A 25,164-nucleotide genomic window follows, 5' to 3' on the forward strand; every position below is an offset into this window, starting at 1 on the left:
AACGACTTAATGCTAGTTTTCTAGCTTCTTGAATTAAAGTTGAAGGCAACTGAAAATGAGCCAGCTGTTTATCAATGCATGACTTTGTTAATTTTGTGTTTTCTTTTTTCAATTTAAGTACCTCGTTGCAAGAATCTGAAAAATCAATTTGCATGGTTTCATACATGGTAGATTTGGTTTTCGTTGGTTCAAACAACGGGAACTTTATTGTAATGGTTGGCATCTTTCATTTCACCTCCTTGTTTTCATAAGAATATTTTACCAAAATAGGAACATACGTTTCAATAGATTTACCTTTTTAAAACAAAAAAAGGGCGATTCATCACCCACCTAAATGCTAACGCATTTTGAGGAAGGAGTCTTCTCGCATAAAAATGATAAAAAATTCTATTCTCTATCTATTTCATGATAAAATAGATTACATGATTGTCATTTTGAAAAAAAAAGTACGTTTTTTTTTCAAATCTAGCAGCTAGCCGATTAAAATCGCCAATTCTCATGGCAGCATCGGCCATATACATCGAAGATAGACAAATTGTACAGATTGATTAAAAGATTTTTTCAGGAAGAGAGAAGCTCTTGTTGATTTAGCTTCACTCTATGGAATTAAAGGTAGGTGGCATCATGGGCAAAATAATTACAATCGCCAATCAAAAAGGGGGAGTCGGAAAAACGACTACTTCCGTTAATTTAGGCGCCTGCTTAGCATACATAGGAAAAAAAGTATTGTTGGTAGATATCGATCCTCAAGGAAATGCTACGAGCGGTGTAGGAATTGAGAAAGCCGATGTAGAACATTGTATATATGACGTTTTAGTGGATGATGAAGAAGCTGTAAAGGTCATCAAACAAACCTCTGTTGAAAATTTATCAGCCATTCCAGCAACAATACAATTAGCAGGCGCTGAAATTGAACTTGTTCCCACGATTTCAAGAGAAGTACGTTTAAAAAGAGCTTTAGAAGAAATTAAAAAAGAGTATGATTACATTATCATTGATTGTCCACCATCTCTTGGGTTATTGACGATTAATGCCTTAACTGCTTCTGATGCAGTGCTGATCCCTGTTCAATGTGAATACTATGCTTTAGAAGGACTTAGTCAGCTTTTAAATACGGTTCGACTTGTTCAAAAACACTTAAATCATCATTTGAAAATCGAAGGTGTTTTGTTAACGATGCTGGATGCTCGAACGAATTTAGGTCTTCAAGTCATTGAAGAAGTTAAGAAATATTTCCAGGATAAAGTGTACAAAACCATTATTCCTCGAAACGTCCGTCTAAGTGAAGCGCCTAGTCATGGAGAACCCATTATTGTTTATGATCCAAAGTCACGCGGAGCTGAAGTGTATTTAGATTTGGCAAAGGAAGTGATGACGAATGGCTAAAGGCTTGGGCAAAGGTCTAGATGCTTTTTTTACGAATATTGAGGTAAATAAGGATGAAGTCATTCAAGAGATCAACATTTCAACAATTCGTCCAAATCCTTATCAACCAAGAAAAATGTTCGATAAAGAAGCGATTGAGGAACTGAAGCTTTCGATCCTAGAACATGGCATCCTTCAGCCGTTAATCGTTCGAAAAAGCATAAAAGGCTTTGAAATTGTCGCAGGAGAAAGACGTTTACGTGCTGCAAAAGAAGCTAACTTAGAAAAGGTACCAGCCGTTGTAAGAGATTTTTCTGAACAAAAAATGATGGAATTAGCTCTTCTTGAAAATTTACAACGAGAAGATTTAACACCGATTGAAGAAGGTGGAGCCTATCAACTCCTAATGGAAAAGCTTGATTTGACTCAAGAGGAGCTGGCTAAACGTCTAGGAAAAAGCAGGCCTCATATCGCCAATCAAGTTCGACTATTATCGTTGCCGGCAAAGGTGCAGGAATTAATCTCAAATGGGAAGATTTCGATGGGTCACGGGAGAGCACTATTAGGCTTAAGAAAGCAAGAAAAGCTATTTCCTGTAGTGGATAAGGTTTTGAAAGAAGGGTTAAATGTTAGGCAGCTTGAACAGCTGATTCAACAATTAAATGAACATGTTTCACGTGAAACAAAAAAAACAGCCAAGGAAAAGGATCTTTTCATTAAAGAACAAGAAACATCCTTACGAGAGCGATTCGGTACGACTGTAAACATCAAGCGCTCCAAAAACAAAGGGAAAATTGAAATTGAATTTTTCTCAAAGGATGATCTTGAAAGAATTTTGGAAATCCTTGACTCAAGAAATGTTTAAACCATCTTGATGAGATGGTTTTTTTTTGGCATCTTGGAGAAAAAAAGGGGCTTTGGGAAATGGAATATATGGAAGAGTCTCTGTTGTACCCTTGGCCCTTTTAGAAGATGTTTTCATTAACATTAGACCACGATTGTTCGGAATGGTAGTACTTGTTTGCACGGTGGATTCCATTTGCAATCGTTTTCGCCATATTTAAGACTAAGTTTAGTCGAGTATTTTGAAGAACGAAAAACTCCATAAACCCACTGATATTTACAATTCCTGTAATGTGAATATCGCCTACTTCAGGAAGCTTTTTATTGACTCCTGCACCTGGCTTTACTGGACCATTTCCAATTTGAATTACACCTACACTTTTTAAATGCCCTAAGCATGCATCAATTCCGATTATAAAGGAATGAGGATGCAAGTCTTTGATGGCTTTTAGTTTTTCGTGTATATTCACTGCATGGATAGGGTCTTCTAAAGTACCGTACACATGAAAAGGAGAAACAGAATTTTCCTTTAATAATGTGCCAATTAGAGGGCCTAATGAGTCTCCTGTAGATCGATCTGTTCCAATACAAACACAAACGATTTGGCGTGAATTTTTTTCCTCTGGCAAAAGAGTAACAAGCTCTTCAGCCAATTTGCTTGCTGCTCTATATTCATCATGCAGGATCCGAACAGGACTTCCTCTTTTTTCAAAAAAACGAGGCTTTAGATTCATTGAGAACGCTCCTTCATCCACCATAATTTGTATTATTTTTCCGCATTTATTTCCTTTTTTATCGTTTGGTGATAACAGTATACGGTAATTTATTGTAATCTATACATACCTAATTAAATGTATACATAAACAGGGTGAAAAGTAGGAACTTTTATCAAGAAAAAATAACGATCAATATATATAACTCCTTATGAATAGTGTAAACTTCTAAGAAATATTGTTAAAATAGAATTTGTTAAAAGATATTACAAATAAGCAGGTGTTAAATAATGAATCATATTGAAAAAATGAAGAATGATTTAATCGAACTTTTTTTAAATGAAGATACTTGGATATCATTTGGTGAAGGATTAATAAAAATTATCGCAATTATTATTGCTAGTGGATTAATAATAAGGATTGGTACATTTGCTATTTCCAATCTTTTTAAAGTGAGAACTCATTCTGCCTTAAGGATATCAGAAAGAAGAGAAGCAACTTTACTTAAACTATTGGTAAATATATTAACCTATGTTGTTTATTTTATTGCCTTCCTTATGATATTAGAAAGTGTGGGAATAAAGGTTGGTGCCCTTCTTGCAGGTGCTGGGATTGTTGGACTTGCTGTTGGATTTGGTGCTCAAAGTTTAGTTAAAGATATTATAACAGGTTTTTTTATTATCTTTGAGGATCAATTTTCAGTAGGAGATTTTGTTCGTATTGATCAATTTGAAGGGATTGTTGATGAAATTGGCTTAAGAACAACCAAGCTCCAAAGCTGGACAGGTGAGATTCATATTTTGCCAAATGGAAGCATTGTTCAAGTGACAAATTTCTCTCTTCATAATAGTAAAGCAGTTGTTGATATTAGTATTTCTTATGAAAGTGATATTAATCGTGTGGAGTCAATTTTACAAGAATTTTTGGAAAAGCTGCCTGAGAAATATGAAGATATGGTTGAAACGCCTCAATTAATGGGTGTTCAAAATTTAGGTCCCTCTGAGGTTGTGATCCGTGTTGTAGCAGAAACGCTTCCGATGAAGCATTTGCCTATTGCACGAATGCTTCGAAAAGAAATTAAAAATATTCTTGATAAAAACGGAATTGAAATCCCGTATCCACGTCTTGTGATGTATTCGAGGCAGAACGAAGAAGCAATGAAGCAAAAAGGAACGATGGCTGAGTAGGAGGGGACAAGCATGGAACTAAAAGACTTTTCTTTAAATGATGTAGTGGAAATGAAAAAAGCTCATCCATGTGGTACGAATCGTTGGAGGATCATTCGTATGGGGATGGATATACGCATTAAGTGCGAGGGGTGTTCACATAGCGTATTAATCCCGCGAAAAGAATTTGCACGTAAAATAAAAAAGATTTTGGTCAAGCATGAGGAATAATCTCATGCTTTTTTTATGCTTCTAAAAGAATTGGTGTGTATCTTTCAGGGATTAAGTCGCTATCGCTTTTCTTTTTGTCTAGCCTGCGCCTAGCCCTTGTGAAAAATAACCCTTGTTTAATAAAAGTAAAAAGCACTTGTTGAGCTAAGTGAACATTTTTCTTCAGGGCTGATCAAGTCGCTTCCGCTTTTCTAATTCACTTGTCTTTTTATTCTTATGTCTCTATAATTGTTAAAGGCTTTAGTATATTTAATAGGATTTATTTTATCTTAATTTTATAGATAGTTTATTTTAAGGGAGTGACATGGATGGCTTTAACAGCAGGAATCGTAGGTTTGCCGAATGTCGGAAAATCTACTTTATTTAATGCGATTACTCAAGCAGGTGCGGAATCAGCGAATTATCCTTTCTGTACAATCGATCCGAACGTAGGGATTGTAGAAGTTCCTGATCATCGTTTAACCAAATTAACGGAATTAGTACAACCAAAAAAGACAGTTCCAACAACCTTTGAATTCACAGATATTGCAGGAATTGTTAAGGGCGCAAGTAAAGGAGAAGGTCTAGGTAATAAGTTTTTATCTCATATTCGAGAAGTGGACGCGATTTGTCAGGTCGTTCGTTGCTTTGCAGATGATAATATTACACATGTAGCGGGAAAAGTAGATCCAATCTCTGATATTGAAACGATTAATTTAGAGCTTATTCTTGCTGACTTAGAATCTGTTGAGAAAAGAATTGGTCGTGTTGAAAAATTAGCGAAACAAAAAGATAAAGATGCATTGGCTGAATTAGATGTATTAACTTTGCTTAAAGAAGCATTTGAAGCTGAAAAGCCTGCGCGAACAGTTGAATTTTCAGATGAACAATTGAAAATAGCAAAAGGGATGCACCTTTTAACGATTAAGCCAGTTCTATATGTGGCAAATGTTGGCGAAGATGATGTAGCAGATCCATCCTCAAATGAATATGTATCACTTGTGAAGGATTTTGCTTCAAAGGATCATGCTGAGGTCATTGTTGTTTGTGCAAAAATTGAATCTGAGATCGCGGAGCTTGATGGAGAAGAAAAGCAAATGTTCCTACAGGAGCTCGGTATTGAAGAATCTGGACTCGATCAATTAATTAGAGCTGCTTATCATCTGCTTGGTTTAGCAACGTATTTCACAGCAGGTGTACAAGAGGTTCGTGCATGGACATTCAGACAAGGAATGAAAGCCCCTCAATGCGCTGGAATCATCCATTCAGATTTTGAAAGAGGCTTTATTCGTGCAGAAATTGTTTCATATGACGATCTTCTTGAAGCAGGAAATATGACAGCTGCACGTGAAGCAGGCAATGTTCGATTAGAAGGAAAAGAATACCTTGTAAAAGATGGAGACGTTATTCATTTCCGATTTAATGTTTAGATTTGATAAAAGTGGATGTTTGAACTGCACCCCATTTGTTAGACACAACTAACAATTTGAGGTGCAGTTTTTTTTTGACTGCTCCCACGGCTTAAGCAGTGGGATTCTTTTTCCCAAAGCTCGTTAGATAGAGTTTTTTTCACACATTCTATCTGCTATGAGTTTTCCTATGTCCTTCAAACCTTCGGTTTGAAAAGAGAATCTAATCTCTAGCGATTCTCATTAGGCTATCCCCGTGTGCCCCACGGTTAGAAATGACGTTTACGCTACTTGAGGTTGGTTCATTTCAGAAAGTATTCTCAACCCTTCGGCCAAGATATTTTTAGCAGCATTATGGTCTCGGTCGTGTATTTCTTTACAATTCGGACACTCCCATTCTCGCAAAGCTAAATTTTTAACGGATTTGTTTTTATAACCACAATTGTGGCAAATTTGTGAAGATGCATAATTTGATCCAACAACCACAAGTGTTTTGTTGTACCAATCACATTTATAAGTTAGCATTCTTCTAAATTCTGACCAAGAAACATCTGAAATAGCTTTTGCTAGATTCCCATTTTTTAATAGATTTTTCACCTTAATATCTTCAATGCAAATAACTTGGTTTTCGTTCACCAGCATTGTCGTTATTTTTTGCAAAAAATCTTCTCTAGTGTTGGCTATTTTTTCGTGTACTTTTGCTACTTTTATCTTTTGTTTATACCAGTTTCGACTTCCGATCACTCTTCTTGATAGAATTTTTTGCTCTTTTTTCATTTTTTCTTCTAGTTGATAAAAATGTTTAGGATTGTGAATCACAGAGCCATCTGAAATGGTGGCAAATTCTTTTAACCCAACGTCGATCCCTGTTTGAAACGCACATATTTGAGTAGGCTCTTTTTTGACTTCAGCTAAAACAGAGACAAAATACTTACCTGCTGGTGTTCTTCGAACAGTGGCGTTAATAATTCTACCTTTTATTTCTTTTGATTTAGCAAAACGGACTTTCCCTACCTTTGGTAGAATGATAAAGTTTTCATCTATAATCCGAATGGTTCCTACTCCTTTGTTATAATTGCATTTAGATGTGTAGGACTGAATTTCATTTTTTTTAGATTTAAATTTTGGTCTTCCTTTTTCTTTTTTATAATATGCTTGATAAGCATTTCCTAAATTTTGAATAGCGTTTTGGATGGCTGTTGAATCAACTTCTTTTAACCACGGAGTGGTTTTCTTAAACTCCGTGCTATCTTTCATCGAAGCATTAGCACTAAATCTTGTACCTTTCCATTCATTTGAAAGAAGTTGACCATTTTGAAACATTTCTTCTGTGATCCACCACAATAGATCTATTTCTTTTTGTTTAGCTAATGCCAAATTAAATGAAAACCGACAACAACCTATCGTTTTATTCATTTGAGTCGCTTGTTCAGTTGTTGGATATAGGCGAAATCTAAACCCTTTATGATAAGTCTCCAATGTATAACCCTCTTCCGAACATTTGTTTCTATTATTATATAATTCTGAAAATAAAAAAGACAAGAGGAATACTGTTATCTGCCTGTATATTTTCAGATGCCTGAAGCACCATAATTACGGTACTCCGTATCTGATCTCACTTTCATCCCCACCCCTAAAGGGGGTGCTAACGCACCGCAGTGGGCTTTCCCGTTCGAAAAATCTGTAATGGAGTCAAAAGAACATTTTTCTTCAGGGCTGATCAAAGCACTTCCGCTTTTCGTTCTTTTGGACGAAAAATCTTCATAAATTATTTACATAGCATTTATGATCGACTAAAAATCTTTTTCTAAAATAAAGCTATCATTCAATAAATGAACATGTTTAGATCCCGAATACTTACGATGGATGACTTAAAGGGGGACTCAAGGTTGAAAGTGGCTTTATTTTCAGATACGTTTTATCCTCAAGTCAATGGAGCGGCACGTACACTAAAAAGATTAACAGACCACATGATGAAAAGTGGGATTGAGTATGAAATATTTGTACCAGAAATGAAAGAAATGGCTCAATCCTATCCTAATACAAATCAATTTACTAGCTTTCCATTCTTCTTTTATCCTGAATGCAGAGCGGCGATTGCAAATCCGAAAAAAATAATGGATCAATTGCGCGCTTTTTCGCCTGATCTGGTTCATATAGCTACACCATTAACGATGGGTCTTTATGGAATGTATGGTGCGAAAAGATTAAATATTCCAATGACTGCGTCTTATCATACTCATTTTGATCGCTATCTTGATTATTATAAATCTTCATGGCTTTCTCCTATTCTTTGCAAGTATTTAAAATGGTTCCATCAGCCATTTGAAACAATATTTGTGCCTTCAAAAGAAACAAAAATTCATCTTGAATTACAAGGATTTCACTCTTTATCCATTTGGGGAAGAGGCGTTGATTGTAATCAATTCCACCCGAATAAAAACTCCATGTTTCTTCGAGACAAATATAACATTAAAGAAAAACATATTGTCTTATATGTAGGTCGACTAGCGCCTGAAAAAGATATTTGTACACTAACAAATATTATTGAACATTTTCCTGAAAAGCTTCAGAAAGAAGTTCATTGGTTAATTGTAGGAAATGGACCGAGTTATGAGGAGTTAGATGCTCAGATGAACGAAAAAGAAAATGTCACTTTAACGGGATATTTGATGGGAGATGAGCTTTCACAAGCCTATGCGAGTGCGGATTTATTTGTATTTCCTTCTGCAACAGAAACATTTGGAAATGTTGTATTGGAAGCATTAGCTTCAGGTACACCAGCTATAGTTGCTGATGCAGGCGGCGTAAAAGAAATTGTGATGGATAATGCAACAGGAAAAGTGTGTCCGCCTAAGGATCACCAAGCGTTTATTCGTGCGATTATGGAGCTGCTAGAAAATGAAAAGAAACTAAGAAGAATGGAATTGGAAGCAAGAAACTTTGCATTACAGCAATCTTGGGACACCATACTTGATCAATTATTAGACGAGTTTGAGAATATTGCCTTACACCGATCCACTCGACTAAAACATGCTTAGGATGTTTTAGGTTGATCTATGGAAACCCTTTGATCAATGCGATAATAGATTGCATTTAGTAAGTATATGTGTTATACTTTCAAACTGTGAGTAATGAATAATTGCTCCTTGCCCATAACGGGCCGTTAGTCCAAAAGGAGGTGAAAGTGATGAAAAAGTACGAAGTAATGTACATCATCCGCCCAAATATTGAAGATGAAGCTAAAAAAGCGTTAATTGAACGTTTTAATGGTATTCTAGCTGATAATGGTGCGGAGGTTAGTGAATCTAAAGAGTGGGGTAAACGTCGTCTTGCTTATGAAATCAATGATTTCCGTGACGGTTACTATCAACTTGTAAAAGTGAACGCTGAACCAGTAGCTGTAGAAGAATTTTCTCGTTTAGCGAAAATCAGCGAAGATATCATTCGCCATATCGTTGTTAAAGAAGAAGCATAATCGTTAATTAAATATATGGTTTCATGTGAAACATTTCAAAAGGAAAGGAGTTGATTCTGATGATGAATCGTGTTGTTCTTGTTGGGCGTTTAACGAAGGATCCTGATTTACGCTATACACCTAGTGGAGTGCCTGTGGCTACTTTTACACTCGCTGTAAATCGTACGTTTACGAATCAGCAAGGAGAAAAAGAAGCAGACTTTATCAATTGTGTAATTTGGAGGCGTCCTGCTGAAAATGTCGCTAATTTCTTGAAAAAAGGAAGCTTAGCTGGCGTGGATGGCCGCATTCAAACACGCAGTTATGAAGGGCAAGACGGGAAGCGTGTCTATGTCACAGAGGTAGTAGCAGAAAGCGTACAATTTCTTGAACCAAGAAATAGCTCAGGTGGCAGAGGCGACGGCATGAATAATTATGGTGGATCAAGAGAGCAAGATTCAGCTTTTGGTCAAAATCATAATCAGAATCAGCGCCAACCGATGAACCAAGGATACACCAGAATGGATGAAGATCCGTTTTCAAATAGTGGAAAAATAGACATCTCAGATGATGATCTTCCATTCTAACCAAAAACTATAAAAGGAGGGAAATACAATGGCTTTAGGTGGACGTAAAGGCGGACGTGCAAAACGTCGTAAAGTTTGCTACTTTACAGCAAACGGAATTACACATATCGACTACAAAGATGTAGATCTACTTAAAAAATTCATCTCTGAACGTGGAAAAATTTTACCTCGTCGTGTAACTGGTACTAGCGCTAAATACCAACGTAAATTAACGATTGCGATTAAGCGTTCTCGTACAATGGCTTTATTGCCTTATGTTTCTGGAGAGTAATAAAATGAGAAAGGCACCCATTTCATCTGTGATTTGGGTGTTTTTCTTTTTGACTAGTTGTTTACTTGTACCAATCTAATGTCCTCGGATACTTAATTCTATTAAGATCTTCTACACTATAAAGAATGAAAAAAGGTTATCTCATAAACCAGAATTTATAAGTTTCTGAAGTCCGACTGGTGTCTAGCTCCAGCGCCCTATCGACTAGAAGTGCTTCCCTCATCTCGTCTACGATAAGTCAACATCGAATCTCTACGCTCTTCGTGTTTCCTTTATCTCACTCGATTCAGTCCAGCACTTTACGTCGATGACCAAGGGCCTTGCGCTTTTCTAATATTCCATTAAAGTTGAAGCTGATATGTAAAGCCTGCTACAATAGATCTTGGACATTTTTAAGAGAGGAAATAAAACATTGAAGAATACATATAAGCTAACAGAGGGAGCTATTTTATTATCGATCTTTTCAATCTTCTTGCTTCTGGCACTTTATGTCCCTCTATTGGGTGCTGTTGTTCATTTAATTCTCTCCATTCCTTTTATCTTATTTACGGCAAAATATACTAGAAAAGACTCCTTTGTCTTTTTTTGCTCAGCTGTATTCATTTCCTTTTTTATCGGTTCATTCATTGCTCTTTCATTCACGATTTGTTATGGAATGACCGGAGCTGTGATGGGAGATTTTATTAGAAGAGGAAAAAGTAGAGTTGCTTTATATATGGCAGCTTCCTTTATCTATCTTATTAATCTCGTTGGAACTTACATAGTTAGCATTTATTTTTTAAAGATTAATTTTATCAAGGATACGTTGGAGGCTTTAAAGAAAGCCTTTGAACAATCCATCGAGTTGATGAAGGCATTTGGACAAGGTAATGCAAACCTAACAATCGAGCAGGTGGAGGACACATTTAAGCTGCTGGAAATACTGGTTCCAAGCCTCTTTATTATCACTTCTTTTGTTGCTGTTTTCGTTATTCAGCTTGTATGTTTTCCTATTGTAAAAAGATTAGGGGTCAAAGTCGACAATTGGGGAGAGCTTCATACATTTTCTTTTCCAAAATCAATTCTTTGGTATAATGTAATCGCCATGGTAATTGCCTATTTGTTTCATATAGAGAAAGGAAGCTTAGGATTTTCGATCCTTTTAAATACGATCCTTATACTCCAGTGGTGTATGGTCGTTCAAGGAATGGTATTTCTTTTTTTTCTAGCAAAGAGGTACGAGCTTCCAAAGGCAACTCCAATTATCATGACTGTGTTAACGTTCATCTTTCCTTTTCTTCTTTCTATTGTGTGGATATTAGGTATAATTGATTTAGGATATGATTTAAAGAAAATCCTTGTTAAGAAATAACAGCAATTGCCTTAAGGGGTGGATGTATGCCTTCATATTTAGAAAATCGTTCTATTGTATATCCATTAGTCTGGTTAATGGGCATTACCGTCGTGCTTCTTGGCGTTATAGCTTACTTCAATTGGCTATTTAGTGTAATTGGTCTTTTTCTTTCCGTGTTTCCATTCTATTATATTTTTATGATTGATTACCGGATGCGAAAAGAGACTGAAGAATACATTACAACTCTTTCCTACCGAGTGAAAAAAGTCGGCGAAGAAGCATTAATGGAGATGCCGATCGGAATTATGCTCATTAATGATGATTACTATATCGAATGGACGAATCCTTTTTTGGCTTCTTGTCTTGCAGAAGAAACTTTAGTGGGGAGATCTCTTTATGATGTCGCTGATTTACTTATCCCACTGATCAAGCAAGAGGTTGAAACTGAAATTATTACACTGCATGACCGTAAATTTAGGGTCATTCATAAACGAGAAGAGCGTCTTCTTTATTTCTTTGACGTGACAGAACAAACAGAAATCGAAAAGCTGTATGAGGATGAAAGAACGGTTATTTCAATCATTTTTTTAGATAACTATGATGATTTAACACAAGGAATGGATGATCAAACGAAAAGCAGTCTGAATAGCATGGTTACATCCATTTTAAACAAGTGGGCCAATGATAACGGCGTTTTCTTAAAAAGAGTTTCCTCTGAAAGATTTATCGCTGTGTTTAATGAACACATCCTTCAGCATTTAGAAAAAGGAAAATTCACGATTCTTGATGATGTGCGGGAGTTAACCTCGAAACAAAATGTTCCTTTAACATTAAGCATTGGGGTAGGCTCAGGAGTATCGTCTCTTCCAGAGCTAGGAACTGTAGCTCAGTCAAGTCTTGATCTAGCACTTGGCAGAGGCGGTGACCAAGTGGCGATTAAACAATTGAATGGCAAAGTGAAGTTTTTCGGAGGAAAAACAAATCCTGTTGAAAAAAGGACAAGGGTTCGTGCCCGTGTCATTTCTCATGCGCTAAAAGAATTAATTACAGAAAGCGATAAAGTTATTATTATGGGGCACAAAAATCCAGATATGGATGCCATTGGAGCTTCTATTGGAATCCAGAAGGTAGCCCAAATGAATCAACGTGACGCTTATATCGTTGTGAATTTCCAGGAGATTGATACGAGTGTAGCAAGGCTGATGACAGAAATTATGAAGCAGGAGACATTATCTTCACGTTTTATCACCCCGGAAGAGGCGTTGGAGCTGGCTACGGGAGACACCTTGCTTGTCGTCGTTGATACGCATAAACCATCTCTCGTTATTGAAGAGAAGCTCCTTTATAAGATCGATCATGTGGTCGTCATTGATCATCATCGACGAGGAGAAGAGTTTATTGAAAATCCACTGCTTGTTTATATGGAGCCATATGCTTCATCTACATCCGAGCTTGTGACAGAGCTATTAGAATATCAGCCGAAAAAAGAAAAAATTGATATGCTTGAAGCAACGGCTCTACTTGCTGGAATTATCGTAGATACAAAAAGCTTTACATTGCGTACCGGTGCAAGGACCTTTGATGCAGCATCTTATCTAAGAGGACAAGGTGCGGATACGGTACTCGTGCAGAAATTTTTAAAGGAAGACGTCTATACGTATATTCGAAGAGCGAAGTTAATTGAAACGGTATCCTTTTATAAAGAAGGGATCGCTATCGCCAAAGCTCAAAGTGATCAAGTGTATGATCAGGTGCTTATTGCCCAGGCTGCTGATACTCTCCTGACGATGGATAGTGTCGTTGCATCGTTTGTTATTTCGAAAAGGTCGGATAATGTGATTGGGATTAGTGCTAGATCTTTGGGGGATATCAATGTACAGCTCATTATGGAGGGCTTGGCAGGAGGCGGCCATTTAACGAATGCAGCCACCCAAATATCAAATATATCGGTCGAGATGGCAGAGGAAAAATTAAAAGCTGCTATTGATGAGTATTTTGAAGGGAGATTAAAAGAATGAAAGTCATATTTTTAAAAGATGTAAAAGGTAAAGGGAAAAAAGGAGAAGTTAAAAACGTTGCGGACGGGTATGCACAAAATTTCTTGCTAAAGCAAGGGTTGGCTATCGAAGCGAATAAAGGGAATGTTAGCACACTAGCTGCACAAAAGAAAAAAGAAGAAAAACTAGCTTTAGAAGAGCTGGAAGAAGCAAAAAAATTAAAAGAAGTAGTTGAAAAACTAACGATCGAGATATCAGCTAAAGCAGGAGAAGGCGGCCGCTTATTTGGATCAATCACAAGCAAGCAAATTGCAGAAGAACTGCAAAAGAAAGCACAAATCAAAATTGATAAACGAAAAATTGAAATGGAAGATGCGATTCGTGCATTAGGCTATACAAAGGTACCTGTTAAGCTTCATACCGAGGTTTCAGCCATTTTAAATGTACATGTAAAAGAATTAAGCTAATTTTGGAAGCTCATTGAAGCGAAAAAACATGTTAAAATAGAATCGATTGAAAAAAATGTGATCGTGTTTCAGCCGATCGCTTTTTTTCTTGAGGATTGAAAATGTATGCTTATAAAAGGTTGACATCTATCTAGCTCAGGGAGCCTAGTAGCTCATATTATAAGCCACAATAAACAAATGAATCAGTGTTTGGGTTATTGTGTTCTATGTTTATCGAAGCTGATTGAGGCGCTTATAATTTGCTCTCAGCTTTCATTTTCATAACCGAATAGACTATAGATATTCTGCTAGAACGATAGGGGGTTGGAGAGATGAGTGATGTAATGGCTGACCGACTTCCTCCACAAAATATTGAAGCAGAGCAAGCAGTGCTTGGAGCGATCTTTCTCGAGCCATCTTCATTAATTATGGCATCTGAAATATTAATTCCAGAGGATTTCTATCGTGCTGCTCATCAAAAAATATTTTCTGTTATTCTAAAGCTTAGTGATCAAGGAAAAGCGGTTGATTTAATCACAGTGACAGAAGAGCTCGCAGCTGCGCAAATATTAGAGGATACAGGTGGAGTTAGTTATTTAAGTGATTTAGCAGGCTCTGTTCCAACAGCTGCAAACATTGAATACTATGCCAAAATTGTGGAAGAGAAGTCATTGCTTCGAAGATTGATTCGGACAGCAACTGGAATTGCCCAAGAAGGATATACACGCGAAGATGAAGTAGAAGTCCTTTTAGGAGAAGCCGAAAAAAGCATTCTAGAAGTAGCCCAGAGAAAAAATGCTGGAGCCTTTCATAATATTAAAGATGTATTAGTTCGTACGTATGATAATATTGAAGTCATGCATAATCGTAAAGGGGATATTACGGGGATTGCAACAGGCTTTGCAGAACTTGATAAAATGACAGCTGGCTTTCAACGGAATGATTTAATCATTGTTGGAGCACGTCCATCTGTAGGGAAAACAGCCTTTGCCTTGAATATTGCCCAGAATGTGGCCACAAAAACGGGTGAAAATGTAGCCATCTTTAGTTTAGAGATGGGTGCTGAGCAGCTCGTGATGCGTATGCTTTGTGCGGAAGGCAATATTGATGCTCAGCGGCTTCGTACGGGCTCATTGACCGATGAAGATTGGGGAAAGCTAACGATGGCAATGGGTAGCTTATCCAATGCAGGCATTTTTATCGACGATACTCCAGGTGTCCGTATTACAGAAATTCGTTCAAAATGCAGGCGTTTAAAGCAGGAGCACGGGCTTGGAATGATCTTAATAGATTACTTGCAGCTCATTGTAGGCAGCGGAAGATCAGGTGAGAACCGTCAGCAGGAAGTATCTGAAATATCTCGATCCTTAAAGGCACTAGCACGTGAGCTTCAAGTTCCCGTTATCGCCCTTTCACAGCTCTCAAGGGGAGTAGAGCAGCGTCAGGATAAACGTCCAATGATGTCGGATATTCGTGAATCAGGAAGTATCGAGCAGGATGCGGATATTGTGGCCTTTTTATATCGTGATGATTATTATGATAAAGAATCGGAAAACAAAAACATTATTGAAATAATTATAGCCAAACAGCGTAATGGTCCTGTAGGCACAGTACAGCTGGCGTTTGTCAAAGAATATAATAAGTTTGTCAATTTAGAAAGACGTTTTGATGATTCGTCTGTTCCATCAGGAGCATAATAGGATTAACTGGTTTAGAGCCAATTAATCCTTTTTAATGTGGTTTTCAAATCGAAGTTAGAAATGGCAGTTCTAATCATTTATGTAGTTGGACGAGCCTCAGAATATTATATGAGAATGATTTATGCATTTTTTAGCTATCAAAAATAAAAAACAATGGTTACCTTGCCTCAATTTACGAACATAAGAATATTTGATATAAAAAATGTTCGTGTTTTATTGACTTTTCTTAGGCGTAATTATAAACTTAGATTGTTTGAATCGGAAAGCAATTTATTGGAATCTTTTGGAGGTGCTTTAAAGAATGTCATCAGTCGTGGTGGTAGGAACACAGTGGGGAGACGAAGGAAAAGGAAAAATTACAGACTTTCTTTCTGAAAACGCTGAAGTAATAGCTCGTTACCAAGGAGGTAACAACGCTGGACATACAATTCGTTTTAACGAAGTAACATACAAATTACATTTAATTCCATCCGGGATATTTTATAAAGAGAAAGTAAGTGTAATTGGGAATGGTATGGTTGTGGATCCTAAAGCTCTAGTGGCAGAGCTTGCGTATTTACATGAAAGAGGAGTCTCTACTGATAATCTTAGAATTAGCAATAGAGCACATGTTATTTTACCTTACCACCTTAAATTAGACGAATTAGATGAAGAACGTAAAGGCGCTAATAAAATTGGAACAACAAAAAAAGGTATTGGGCCGGCATATATGGATAAAGCTGCAAGAGTTGGAATTCGTATTGCTGACTTACTTGATCGTGAAGTATTCGAAGAAAAGCTTGCACGTAATTTAGAAGAGAAAAACCGTTTATTAGAGCGCATCTATGAAGCAGATGGATTTACAATCGATCAAATTCTTGATGAATATTATGAGTATGGACAGCAAATTAAGCATTATGTTTGCGACACTTCTGTCGTTCTTAATGATGCATTAGATGAAGGCAGAAGAGTGCTTTTTGAAGGTGCACAAGGGGTTATGCTTGATATTGACCAAGGTACTTATCCGTTTGTTACCTCTTCAAACCCTGTTGCAGGTGGAGTAACGATTGGTTCAGGAGTAGGTCCAACGAAAATTAATCACGTAGTTGGTGTATCGAAAGCATATACGACTCGTGTAGGTGATGGTCCTTTCCCTACTGAACTTAATGATGAAATAGGCAATCAAATTCGTGAAGTAGGAAGAGAATATGGAACAACAACTGGACGTCCTCGTCGTGTAGGCTGGTTTGATAGTGTCGTTGTTCGTCATGCTAGACGCGTTAGTGGCATTACAGATCTTTCTCTAAACTCAATCGATGTATTAACTGGAATTGAGACATTAAAGATTTGTGTGGCATACAGCTACAAAGGAAAAGTAATGGAAGAATTCCCTGCTAGCTTAAAAATATTAGCAGAATGTGAGCCTGTGTACGAAGAGCTGCCTGGTTGGACAGAAGACATCACAGGATGTAAATCATTAAGTGAATTACCAGCGAATGCTCGTCACTATATTGAGCGCATAGCACAGCTTACAGGCATTCCATTATCTATCTTCTCTGTAGGTCCTGATCGTAAACAAACAAATGTAGTTTTTAGCCCTTGGCGATAAGGGATTAAAAGAATGGAGAGTGTCCCAAATGTAATTGACACTTTGGGCACTCTCTTTTTTTGCGAATTCACACCTTTATCTTTTTCTATGAAAAAAACATGAATTTTTTTAATAAAACTATTGCTAAAATCTATGTAATTATGATATTATAAAAAACGTCGCTGAGACAATATATAATAACTTTTTCCTTAAACTGGCCCGTTGGTCAAGCGGTTAAGACACCGCCCTTTCACGGCGGTAACACGGGTTCGAATCCCGTACGGGTCACCATAAACATTTTTATATTACAAAGAGGTCCCGTGGTGTAGCGGTTAACATGCCTGCCTGTCACGCAGGAGATCGCGGGTTCGATTCCCGTCGGGACCGCCATATAAAAATGAATCAACATTCGATCAATGTTTTTATAAATACATACGATGGCTCAGTAGCTCAGTCGGTAGAGCAAAGGACTGAAAATCCTTGTGTCGGCGGTTCGATTCCGTCCTGAGCCACTTTTTATAAAAGGATGCTTCAAAAGTTCAGCTTTTGAAGCATCCTTTTTTGTATTTACTTTTAAGAATAAAAACATCGTTGCTCAAGAGCTTGATATAATTGAATTATACGCTTTCATATTTCTTCAACAAACAATTGTGTTGGAAAGCTGGACCACTAGATACACTCAGTATGTAAAAATATGCTTGTGCCCTTCTAATGGTTAATAGATGATTTCCACCTTATATAATGGTAAAGTAAATTAGAGTCTCTATGGCTCTTCACTAGGAGAGGCATAGAGCTTAAATGAAAAAAATAATAGAAAATGGTAAAAAAAGATCATAATAAACTTATGTATAAAAAATAAGCAGATAAACTTTTTAGAGCATTTTTTTCAGTGCTGACCAAGGCGCTTGCGCTTTTCTTATAAAGGAGAATCATAAATGGAAAAGAAAATTTTAGTTGTAGATGATGAGAAACCAATTGCAGATATATTAAAATTTAATTTAAAGAAAGAAGGCTTTAATGTTCATTGTGCGTATGATGGAAATGAAGCCCTAGCAATGGTTGAAGAGATTAAACCAGATATTATTTTATTAGATATTATGCTTCCTTTAAAAGATGGCATGGAGGTATGTCGAGAAGTACGCAAAAAATATGAAATGCCGATTATTATGCTGACAGCAAAGGATTCAGAAATTGATAAAGTTCTTGGTCTTGAGCTTGGTGCAGATGATTATGTGACAAAACCATTTAGTACTCGAGAGCTGATTGCGAGGGTGAAGGCAAATCTAAGACGTCATCAAAAAGCAATCGCTCAAGTAGAGGAAGAAGATGAAACGAACGAAATAGAGATTGGTTCCTTAACGATTCATCCAAATGCCTATATTGTCTCTAAGAGAGGCGAAATGATTGAGCTTACGCATCGGGAATTTGAGCTTCTGCATTATTTAGCTAAGCATATTGGACAAGTCATGACACGGGAGCACTTGCTGCAAACCGTATGGGGCTATGATTATTATGGAGATGTTCGAACGGTAGACGTTACTGTTCGTCGTTTAAGGGAAAAAATAGAGGATAATCCAAGTCATCCTGCATGGATCGTTACACGAAGAGGAGTCGGGTATTATTTAAAAAATCCCGATCAGGAGTAAGCTGATTAATGAAAAAAGTTAGTTTTTTTCGTTCGATTCATCTAAAGCTTACGATCATTATTGTCCTCCTAATTTTTGTCTCCATTCAAATTATTGGTGCGTATTTCGTAAGAAAGCTTGAACAAACGTTATTAAACAATTTTCAAATTTCGATCCAAGAAAAGGTGAATATTCTTTCTATTTATTTAGAGGAGCAATTTACAAAGGAAAGATTGCAAGGGGATTCATCAATCGAAGAAGATATTAAAAAACTGCTGAGAGATTATGATGCAGCTGACATTCAAGAGATACAGGTCATTGATCGAGTGAATTTTAACATCTTAGGAACTTCAGATCCGGATAATCAAGGAATTGTTGGCCAAAAAACGACGGATAACTTCATTAAAAGTGCCATTAATTCCTCTCAGCCAGCTAGCAAAAATTACATTGAAGCGGGCAAACGAATCTGGGTGCTTGTTACCCCGATTACTGTTAAGATAAATTCAAAAGAAGAAGCAAAAGGAGCGATTTACGTCGTTTCTAAAATTGAAACGGTCTATCAACAAATGGAGCAAATCAATAAAATTTTTCAAAAAGGAACCTTTATTGCTTTAATCATTACGGCAGTATTAGGCGTTCTGCTTGCTAGAACGATTACGAGACCGATTACCGATATGCAAAAGCTTGCCTTAGCGATGTCAAAAGGGAATTTTGCTAGAAAAGTAAAGGTCTATGGACAGGATGAAATTGGACAATTAGCCATTACCTTTAATAATTTAACGAAAAAAATTCAAGAAGCGCAGGCTACAACGGAAGGAGAGAGACGGAAGCTGTCCACTGTACTCTCTTATATGACCGATGGCGTTATTGCCACCGACCGTAAAGGACGTCTCATTTTAATCAATGAGCCAGCAGCGAAAATGCTGGATGTTTCACGTGAAACAGTGCTATCGTATCCGCTTGTCAAATTATTAGGAATCGAAGACCAATATACGTTTGAAAAGCTGTTAGGGGAAAGAGAATCCGTTATTTTGGATTACAGTACCCATTCAAAGCATTATATTCTCCGCGCCAACTTTTCTGTCATTCAAAAGGAGACCGGATTTGTAAACGGGTTGATTGCCGTGCTTCATGATATTACAGAACAAGAAAAAATTGATATGGAGCGACGTGAATTTGTTGCCAATGTCTCTCATGAACTACGGACACCATTAACGACGATGCGGAGCTATTTAGAGGCGCTTGCTGATGGAGCATGGAAAGAGGAAGAAATTGCTCCTAAGTTTTTAGAAGTGACGCAAAATGAGACAGAACGAATGATTCGATTGGTCAATGATTTATTGCAGTTATCAAAGCTTGATAGCCGAGACTATGAATTGAACAAGGACTGGGTAGACTTTAATAAATTCTATCATCAAATCATTGATCGCTTTGAATTTACAAAAGGAAAAAATGTCACCTTTCAAAGAAAGCTGCCAAAGCATGCCGTTTTTGTAGAAATTGATGTGGATAAGCTTACTCAAGTGCTTGATAATATCATTTCAAATGCGCTTAAATATTCTCCTGAAGGTGGAAGAATTACATTTAAGGTGATGGAACAAAATGACCAAATTATCGTAAGTGTATCAGATGAGGGAGTAGGAATTCCGAAAAAAAATATTGACATGATCTTTGAACGCTTTTACCGTGTAGATAAAGCAAGAACGAGAAAACTAGGCGGAACAGGACTTGGATTAGCGATAGCGAAGGAAATGGTTGAAGCTCATGAGGGGAGTATATGGGCATCAAGCAAAGAAGGGAAAGGAACGACCATCTCTTTTAGTCTTCCATTTGCTCGATCTATAGAGGATGATTGGGTATGACATATGAAAATATAAAAACAACTATTTTAATCATTTTAGTTTTAATCAGTGTCCTTCTGTCATGGAGTCTATGGAATTATCAGCCTGACTACGACCGAATGAAGAATTCGAATACCGTACAGAACGTAACTCTTGGTGGTAAAAAGGTTGTTGCGGAGATAATTAAGCCAGATCAAGTTTTTTTGCATTTAAATCAACGACATTATGGGGCTGTTGATAAGTCTGAAATCGATCGCATTCTTTCAGAAATGAAGCTATGGAGTTTTTTTGAAATAAAAGATGTTACAAATACGGTGACTGATTTTCTTAGTTTCGTACATGGAGACGGCAGAATGGAAATGGTATATCCAGGGAAGGTGCCAGTGGATTTATATCGAAACGTATTGCAAATAAAGGATCGTAATCCATTAAACTTTCAATTTGATCGAATCGTAGTCGACTTTCATTCGGTGCAAAATGATAATGGACATGTTTATTTTATTTCCTATGAGGATCAAAAGGTGTATGAAGCGAATGTCCATAAGTCATATATAAAGAGCATAGAAACTGAGTTTCAGGATTTAATTAAAACGTCAACGTATCAAACGTATTTTTCCTATAAAGCTTCTAATGAAAGAATGCTGTTTCTTCCTGAACAAAAAACACCTATGCTGGAGTATAGATATTTAACGAATCTAGTGGTTACTTCGAAGCTTAAAAAAGTTCTATTTACAGATCCTAATTTGATCCAGCGGGATAATCTCTCGACAGTAGAAGAATATACAGATGGTTTAAGCTTACTCAGAATCAATAATGATGAACATTTATTCACATTTATTAATCTAGCTGAAGAACAAGAGTTGAGAGGTACTTCGAAAAGTTTAATCAAAAACAGCATCGATTTTATTAATCAGCATGGCGGCTGGACGGATAACAACTATCGATATGTACACATAGATGAAACGGATAAAGAGATTTTGTTTCGCCTATATGATCAGGGCTATCCAATTTTCAGCAAGGATCAAAGTATTTCTGAAATACGATTAAATTGGGGAACAAATGAAGTTAATCGGTATATTCGGAGTAATTTTACGTTGTCATTCCAGACGACAGAACCAACAAAAGTTTATTTGGAATCGGGACAGGAGGCTTTAAATTATATTCAAAATCGTACCCAATACAACCCAGAGCTGCTTCAGAATGTTGTATTAGGCTACCGATTAATAACGGATGTGGATTCTACGGTTGTTTTAGAGCCAGCATGGTGTTTTCAATACGCCAATCATTGGTATTTTGTTTCAACTAAAAGTGAAGGAGGGGACAAGGATGGATTGGAGTAAAATTAAAACCATCTTTATCTTAGCCTTCCTTGTTTTAAATCTATATTTAATGTATGAATTTTTTAACCTGCGAAATGCAAGACAATATGAGCTTAAAACGGAAACCTCGTTTCCAAAACAGCTGCAGGAAGACGGGATTACATATCCTAAGCAGCTAAAAGGAGAGATTAAAGCTCCTTATTTAACAGCAAAGCCGAAAACGATTACGGTAGATGAATTAAAAACGTTACAAGCTAACATTTTAAAGGGGCAAACGATCACCATTGTCGATGAACATGTTATTCAGGCTGTTTTAGATCAACCGATCAAGATAAGTACCCCATTTAAGTCTTCCTCTCTAAATGAATTTATGCTAAATCATATTTTGAATAGTGATCAATACCGTTTTTGGGAGAAGAGCAAGGATAGCAATACGATTACTTATTATCAGCATTATCATGATAAGGTTTTTTTTAAAAATTCGAATGCAGAATTGATTTTTTATTTAAATGAAGATAATGAGATCTTCTCGTATAGACAAACAATTCTAGAAAATATTAAAGAGCTTCCTGTAGATGAACGTATTATTGATCCGATGAGTGCGATTGAATCGTTATATAAAAACAACGCCTTAAAACCGAAAATTAAAATTACAGATGTAGAAACAGGCTATTTTACATTGAAGTCTCAAGTGTTAACCCCTGCTTGGCGAGTTGAAATCAACGATAAACAAAATTTATTTGTGAACGCTTTTGACGGAAAAATTATTGAATTAAATAAAGATGAGAAAAAAATAGTGGAGTGAGAGAAAATGTCTTTACATATGAGTGTTCTTGCAAGCGGGAGTACGGGGAACGCGATTTACATTGAATCAGAGGGACATTCATTTTTAGTTGATGCAGGTTTAAGCTGTAAGCAAATGGAGAGTCTTTTTCAAAAAATTGATCGTAGGATGGGAGATCTTTCAGGAATTCTCGTTACGCATGAGCATAGTGATCATATTAAGGGAGTCGGAGTAGCGGCACGAAAATATCAATTGCCGATTTACGCGAATGAAAAAACGTGGAGAGCGATGGAGAGCTTAATTGGCGATATACCGCTGGATCAAAAATTTACGTTTGAGATGGAAACAGTCAAAAGCTTTGGTTCATTAAGCATCGAATCATTTGGTGTTTCTCACGATGCTGCCGAACCGATGTTTTTTACATTCCATTCAGGTGGAAAGAAGTTCGTCATTATTACCGATACGGGCTATGTGAGTGAACGAATGAAGGGGCTGATTTCGAACGCTCATGCCTACGTATTTGAAAGCAATCATGATGTTCAAATGCTCAGAATGGGCCGCTACCCATGGAACATTAAACGAAGAATATTAAGCGATGTTGGCCACGTATCCAATGAAGATGCTGCCCTTGCGATGAGCGATGTTATCGGGGATCAAACAAAAAGAATCTATTTAGCTCATTTAAGCCAAGATAATAATCTAAAGGATTTAGCTAGAATGTCAGTCTCGCAAACGCTCGAAAGCAGAGGAATTGTCGTTGGAGAGCAGATCAGACTCTATGATACAGATCCGAAAATTCCAACGCCTTTAACAGCGGTTTAACGATACACTATTTAAAGTGTAATTGAGTATAATCATAATGGGTATAATGGAAGAATAACTCTAAACAATCGTTCTCGAACAGAAAGGATGGATGTCATTGGGTTATTATGAGGATGAAAATGAACGTCGCTACAGGCAAAGAAAAAGCAGAGGCGGGTATTTTTTTGCCGGATTAACAGGTGTTTTAATCGGTGCGATCTTAGTTATGACCGTCGTACCAAAACTGTCTGAATTAAACCTCCTCCCTTATTCGGTTCAGCCAAAGCAAAATGTACCAACTGTTGAAGGAAACGGTCAGCAGCAAATTACAAAAAATGTTTCGTTGAATGTAGAATCAAATGTCACAAATGCGGTAGATAAAGCAGCGGATGCGGTTGTAGGAATTACAAACATTCAATCGACTAGCTTTTGGGCAGAGAATGGGAATCAAGAAGCAGGGACAGGCTCAGGTGTCATTTATAAAAAAGCGGATGGAAAAGCCTATATTGTTACAAACCATCATGTTGTTCAAGGAGCTACTGAGCTGGAGGTTACACTTGCAGATGGAACAAAAGCACCGGCAGCCTTGAAGGGCAGTGATGTTTGGACTGATCTTGCTGTTATTGAAATTGATGCTGGATCTGTAAAAAAGATTGCTGAGTTTGGAAACTCCGATTTGTTAAAGGCTGGCGAACCGGTTATTGCGATTGGAAATCCGCTTGGTTTAACCTTTTCAGGATCTGTAACGCAAGGAATTGTATCAGGGGTGGAGCGAGCCATACCAGTAGACATTGATCAAGATGGAATTGTTGATTGGCAGGCTGAGGTATTGCAAACCGATGCAGCCATCAACCCAGGGAATAGCGGCGGGGCATTAGTCAATATTAATGGACAAGTCATCGGCATTAATTCCATGAAAATTGCCCAGCAAGAGGTTGAAGGAATAGGACTCGCGATTCCAATTAATTCTGCACGGCCGATTATAAAGGATTTAGAGAATTTTGGAGAAGTAAAGCGACCATATATGGGCGTTGAACTGCAATCGGTTAATGAAATTCCAGCCTACTATCAACAGGAAGCATTGAAGTTGCCAAAGGATTTAAAAAATGGTGTCGCTGTGAAACAAGTCCTTCCTAACGGACCAGCTTCAGAAGCAGGGCTAAAAGAGCTCGATGTCATTGTTGAGCTAGATGGAGACCCTATTTTAGATGTGATCGCTCTAAGAAAGCATCTTTATACAAAGAAAAAAGCAGGCGACCAAATGACGGTGAAGTTTTATCGAGATGGTCAGCTTCAGGAAGCAACATTAAATTTAGTTGAAGGAATATCATAGGACTATTAAGCAGAAAGGTGATATGTGTAGCCTTTCTGTTTTTTTTGTGTTAAATGCGGATTTGGATGCCTGTGTTTTTCTTATTAACAAGTGGATAACTTTAGACTAAATAGAAGTAAAAGTGATTAAATGGTATGATGGTATAGAATGTTGTGGATATCTTTTTTACTTGAAGTTATCCACAGACAAGTGGAAATAGTGAGAATTTTACGACGAAAAAGGAGACGGTGAAAATGATCTATTGTTGTGCTGAACACGTTGATATAGCTATAGATACAGTGGTTGATGAATATGAAACTTTCCCTCGTTTAGAGAAGATAGAGGAAGATGAAAAGTTATCAACACCCTGTGGATATTGCGAAAATCCAGCTGTATATATGGTAGGGAACGAGTGATC

24 protein-coding genes and 3 tRNA genes are annotated in these 25,164 nt (G+C 37.1%); 24 read left to right on the forward strand and 3 right to left on the reverse strand.

The genetic code is table 11. The features are described 5' to 3' along the window. Window positions 1–223, reverse strand: a 223-nt coding sequence (locus FDO66_RS01690; protein ID WP_141430687.1) for a hypothetical protein, incomplete at its 3' end; no start/stop codon positions are given. Window positions 224–624: 401 nt separating this feature from the next. Here FDO66_RS01690 and FDO66_RS01695 point away from each other — a divergent pair. After that, window positions 625–1,386 carry a ParA family protein gene (locus FDO66_RS01695; RefSeq protein WP_141430688.1) on the forward strand — a complete coding sequence of 254 codons (762 nt, stop codon included), beginning with the start codon at window positions 625–627 and terminating at the stop codon, window positions 1,384–1,386. Further along, a complete protein-coding gene (locus FDO66_RS01700; protein WP_141430689.1) occupies window positions 1,379–2,230 on the forward strand; it encodes a ParB/RepB/Spo0J family partition protein in 852 nt (283 codons plus the stop codon). Before FDO66_RS01695 ends, FDO66_RS01700 begins: the two co-directional genes overlap by 8 nt. A gap of 100 nt (window positions 2,231–2,330) precedes the next feature. On the opposite strand, the gene yyaC is transcribed toward FDO66_RS01700, so the two are convergent. Beyond that, window positions 2,331–2,942 carry a spore protease YyaC gene (gene yyaC / locus FDO66_RS01705; protein ID WP_141430690.1) on the reverse strand — a complete coding sequence of 204 codons (612 nt, stop codon included), beginning with the start codon at window positions 2,940–2,942 and terminating at the stop codon, window positions 2,331–2,333. 269 nt (window positions 2,943–3,211) lie between these two features. Here yyaC and FDO66_RS01710 point away from each other — a divergent pair, with 269 nt between their 5' ends. The 3 genes from FDO66_RS01710 (at window position 3,212) to ychF (ending at window position 5,727) form a co-directional block, all read left to right on the forward strand. After that, window positions 3,212–4,108 carry a mechanosensitive ion channel family protein gene (locus tag FDO66_RS01710; protein WP_141430691.1) on the forward strand — a complete coding sequence of 299 codons (897 nt, stop codon included), beginning with the start codon at window positions 3,212–3,214 and terminating at the stop codon, window positions 4,106–4,108. Between the two features lie 12 nt (window positions 4,109–4,120). Further along, window positions 4,121–4,318: a DUF951 domain-containing protein gene (locus FDO66_RS01715; protein ID WP_141430692.1), complete on the forward strand. Its 198-nt coding sequence runs from the start codon at window positions 4,121–4,123 to the stop codon at window positions 4,316–4,318. Between the two features lie 308 nt (window positions 4,319–4,626). Continuing rightward, window positions 4,627–5,727: a redox-regulated ATPase YchF gene (gene ychF / locus FDO66_RS01720; protein WP_141430693.1), complete on the forward strand. Its 1,101-nt coding sequence runs from the start codon at window positions 4,627–4,629 to the stop codon at window positions 5,725–5,727. 261 nt (window positions 5,728–5,988) lie between these two features. On the opposite strand, the gene tnpB is transcribed toward ychF, so the two are convergent. After that, a complete protein-coding gene (tnpB, locus tag FDO66_RS01725; protein WP_220095140.1) occupies window positions 5,989–7,185 on the reverse strand; it encodes an IS200/IS605 family element RNA-guided endonuclease TnpB in 1,197 nt (398 codons plus the stop codon). A gap of 416 nt (window positions 7,186–7,601) precedes the next feature. On the opposite strand from tnpB, the gene FDO66_RS01730 reads away from it, so the two are divergent. From FDO66_RS01730 to FDO66_RS01820, 19 genes are all read left to right on the forward strand, one after another. After that, window positions 7,602–8,747: a glycosyltransferase family 4 protein gene (locus FDO66_RS01730; protein WP_483861450.1), complete on the forward strand. Its 1,146-nt coding sequence runs from the start codon at window positions 7,602–7,604 to the stop codon at window positions 8,745–8,747. 149 nt (window positions 8,748–8,896) lie between these two features. Continuing rightward, complete coding sequence (gene rpsF / locus FDO66_RS01735) at window positions 8,897–9,184, forward strand: 30S ribosomal protein S6 (protein ID WP_141430695.1); 288 nt, start codon at window positions 8,897–8,899, stop codon at window positions 9,182–9,184. Window positions 9,185–9,243: 59 nt separating this feature from the next. Beyond that, the gene (gene ssb / locus FDO66_RS01740; protein ID WP_141430696.1) at window positions 9,244–9,750 is read left to right on the forward strand and encodes a single-stranded DNA-binding protein; all 507 of its coding nucleotides are present in this window, start codon (window positions 9,244–9,246) and stop codon (window positions 9,748–9,750) included. Between the two features lie 28 nt (window positions 9,751–9,778). Next, complete coding sequence (gene rpsR / locus FDO66_RS01745; RefSeq protein ID WP_141430697.1) at window positions 9,779–10,021, forward strand: 30S ribosomal protein S18; 243 nt, start codon at window positions 9,779–9,781, stop codon at window positions 10,019–10,021. 412 nt (window positions 10,022–10,433) lie between these two features. Beyond that, window positions 10,434–11,372, forward strand: coding sequence for a YybS family protein (locus FDO66_RS01750; RefSeq protein WP_181444408.1), 939 nt, complete (start codon window positions 10,434–10,436; stop codon window positions 11,370–11,372). Between the two features lie 26 nt (window positions 11,373–11,398). Continuing rightward, entirely contained in the window at window positions 11,399–13,372 is a 1,974-nt protein-coding gene (locus FDO66_RS01755; RefSeq protein WP_141430699.1) for a DHH family phosphoesterase, read from the forward strand. Next, window positions 13,369–13,818 carry a 50S ribosomal protein L9 gene (rplI, locus tag FDO66_RS01760; protein ID WP_141430700.1) on the forward strand — a complete coding sequence of 150 codons (450 nt, stop codon included), beginning with the start codon at window positions 13,369–13,371 and terminating at the stop codon, window positions 13,816–13,818. The genes FDO66_RS01755 and rplI overlap by 4 nt, the downstream gene beginning before the upstream one ends. Before the next feature lie 311 nt (window positions 13,819–14,129). Next, on the forward strand, window positions 14,130–15,494 hold the full coding sequence (dnaB, locus tag FDO66_RS01765; protein ID WP_141430701.1) for a replicative DNA helicase: 1,365 nt from the start codon (window positions 14,130–14,132) through the stop codon (window positions 15,492–15,494). Between the two features lie 304 nt (window positions 15,495–15,798). After that, the gene (locus tag FDO66_RS01770; protein WP_141430702.1) at window positions 15,799–17,085 is read left to right on the forward strand and encodes an adenylosuccinate synthase; all 1,287 of its coding nucleotides are present in this window, start codon (window positions 15,799–15,801) and stop codon (window positions 17,083–17,085) included. 195 nt (window positions 17,086–17,280) lie between these two features. Beyond that, window positions 17,281–17,355, forward strand: a tRNA-Glu gene (locus FDO66_RS01775). Between the two features lie 23 nt (window positions 17,356–17,378). Then, window positions 17,379–17,454, forward strand: a tRNA-Asp gene (locus tag FDO66_RS01780). A gap of 49 nt (window positions 17,455–17,503) precedes the next feature. Further along, window positions 17,504–17,576, forward strand: a tRNA-Phe gene (locus tag FDO66_RS01785). 423 nt (window positions 17,577–17,999) lie between these two features. Then, window positions 18,000–18,710, forward strand: a complete 711-nt coding sequence (yycF, locus tag FDO66_RS01790) for a response regulator YycF (protein ID WP_141430703.1) — start codon at window positions 18,000–18,002, stop codon at window positions 18,708–18,710. 8 nt (window positions 18,711–18,718) lie between these two features. Further along, the gene (gene walK / locus FDO66_RS01795; RefSeq protein ID WP_141430704.1) at window positions 18,719–20,551 is read left to right on the forward strand and encodes a cell wall metabolism sensor histidine kinase WalK; all 1,833 of its coding nucleotides are present in this window, start codon (window positions 18,719–18,721) and stop codon (window positions 20,549–20,551) included. Further along, window positions 20,548–21,870 (forward strand): YycH family regulatory protein, encoded by a 1,323-nt coding sequence (locus tag FDO66_RS01800; RefSeq protein WP_141430705.1) that lies wholly within the window; start codon window positions 20,548–20,550, stop codon window positions 21,868–21,870. The genes walK and FDO66_RS01800 overlap by 4 nt, the downstream gene beginning before the upstream one ends. Then, a complete protein-coding gene (locus tag FDO66_RS01805; protein WP_141430706.1) occupies window positions 21,857–22,654 on the forward strand; it encodes a two-component system regulatory protein YycI in 798 nt (265 codons plus the stop codon). The genes FDO66_RS01800 and FDO66_RS01805 overlap by 14 nt, the downstream gene beginning before the upstream one ends. A 6-nt stretch (window positions 22,655–22,660) precedes the next feature. Then, a complete protein-coding gene (locus FDO66_RS01810; protein ID WP_141430707.1) occupies window positions 22,661–23,455 on the forward strand; it encodes an MBL fold metallo-hydrolase in 795 nt (264 codons plus the stop codon). A gap of 97 nt (window positions 23,456–23,552) precedes the next feature. After that, on the forward strand, window positions 23,553–24,767 hold the full coding sequence (locus FDO66_RS01815) for a S1C family serine protease (protein WP_141430708.1): 1,215 nt from the start codon (window positions 23,553–23,555) through the stop codon (window positions 24,765–24,767). Between the two features lie 233 nt (window positions 24,768–25,000). After that, window positions 25,001–25,162: a CxxH/CxxC protein gene (locus FDO66_RS01820; RefSeq protein WP_141430709.1), complete on the forward strand. Its 162-nt coding sequence runs from the start codon at window positions 25,001–25,003 to the stop codon at window positions 25,160–25,162. The last annotated feature ends 2 nt before the right edge of the window (window positions 25,163–25,164 follow it).

Source organism: Bacillus sp. 03113, assembly GCF_006546985.1.
Lineage (GTDB): Bacteria > Bacillota > Bacilli > Bacillales > Cytobacillaceae > VATK01.

What these genes read in the sequence shown, in the direction of transcription:
- FDO66_RS01695 (WP_141430688.1), top strand. Translation starts at nt 625, where the DNA reads ATGGGCAAAATAATTACAATCGCCAATCAAAAAGGGGGAGTCGGAAAA.
- FDO66_RS01700 (WP_141430689.1), top strand. Translation starts at nt 1,379, where the DNA reads ATGGCTAAAGGCTTGGGCAAAGGTCTAGATGCTTTTTTTACGAATATT.
- yyaC (WP_141430690.1), bottom strand. Translation starts at nt 2,942, where the DNA reads ATGAATCTAAAGCCTCGTTTTTTTGAAAAAAGAGGAAGTCCTGTTCGG.
- FDO66_RS01710 (WP_141430691.1), top strand. Translation starts at nt 3,212, where the DNA reads ATGAATCATATTGAAAAAATGAAGAATGATTTAATCGAACTTTTTTTA.
- FDO66_RS01715 (WP_141430692.1), top strand. Translation starts at nt 4,121, where the DNA reads ATGGAACTAAAAGACTTTTCTTTAAATGATGTAGTGGAAATGAAAAAA.
- ychF (WP_141430693.1), top strand. Translation starts at nt 4,627, where the DNA reads ATGGCTTTAACAGCAGGAATCGTAGGTTTGCCGAATGTCGGAAAATCT.
- rpsF (WP_141430695.1), top strand. Translation starts at nt 8,897, where the DNA reads ATGAAAAAGTACGAAGTAATGTACATCATCCGCCCAAATATTGAAGAT.
- ssb (WP_141430696.1), top strand. Translation starts at nt 9,244, where the DNA reads ATGATGAATCGTGTTGTTCTTGTTGGGCGTTTAACGAAGGATCCTGAT.
- rpsR (WP_141430697.1), top strand. Translation starts at nt 9,779, where the DNA reads ATGGCTTTAGGTGGACGTAAAGGCGGACGTGCAAAACGTCGTAAAGTT.
- FDO66_RS01755 (WP_141430699.1), top strand. Translation starts at nt 11,399, where the DNA reads ATGCCTTCATATTTAGAAAATCGTTCTATTGTATATCCATTAGTCTGG.
- rplI (WP_141430700.1), top strand. Translation starts at nt 13,369, where the DNA reads ATGAAAGTCATATTTTTAAAAGATGTAAAAGGTAAAGGGAAAAAAGGA.
- dnaB (WP_141430701.1), top strand. Translation starts at nt 14,130, where the DNA reads ATGAGTGATGTAATGGCTGACCGACTTCCTCCACAAAATATTGAAGCA.
- FDO66_RS01770 (WP_141430702.1), top strand. Translation starts at nt 15,799, where the DNA reads ATGTCATCAGTCGTGGTGGTAGGAACACAGTGGGGAGACGAAGGAAAA.
- yycF (WP_141430703.1), top strand. Translation starts at nt 18,000, where the DNA reads ATGGAAAAGAAAATTTTAGTTGTAGATGATGAGAAACCAATTGCAGAT.
- walK (WP_141430704.1), top strand. Translation starts at nt 18,719, where the DNA reads ATGAAAAAAGTTAGTTTTTTTCGTTCGATTCATCTAAAGCTTACGATC.
- FDO66_RS01800 (WP_141430705.1), top strand. Translation starts at nt 20,548, where the DNA reads ATGACATATGAAAATATAAAAACAACTATTTTAATCATTTTAGTTTTA.
- FDO66_RS01805 (WP_141430706.1), top strand. Translation starts at nt 21,857, where the DNA reads ATGGATTGGAGTAAAATTAAAACCATCTTTATCTTAGCCTTCCTTGTT.
- FDO66_RS01810 (WP_141430707.1), top strand. Translation starts at nt 22,661, where the DNA reads ATGTCTTTACATATGAGTGTTCTTGCAAGCGGGAGTACGGGGAACGCG.
- FDO66_RS01820 (WP_141430709.1), top strand. Translation starts at nt 25,001, where the DNA reads ATGATCTATTGTTGTGCTGAACACGTTGATATAGCTATAGATACAGTG.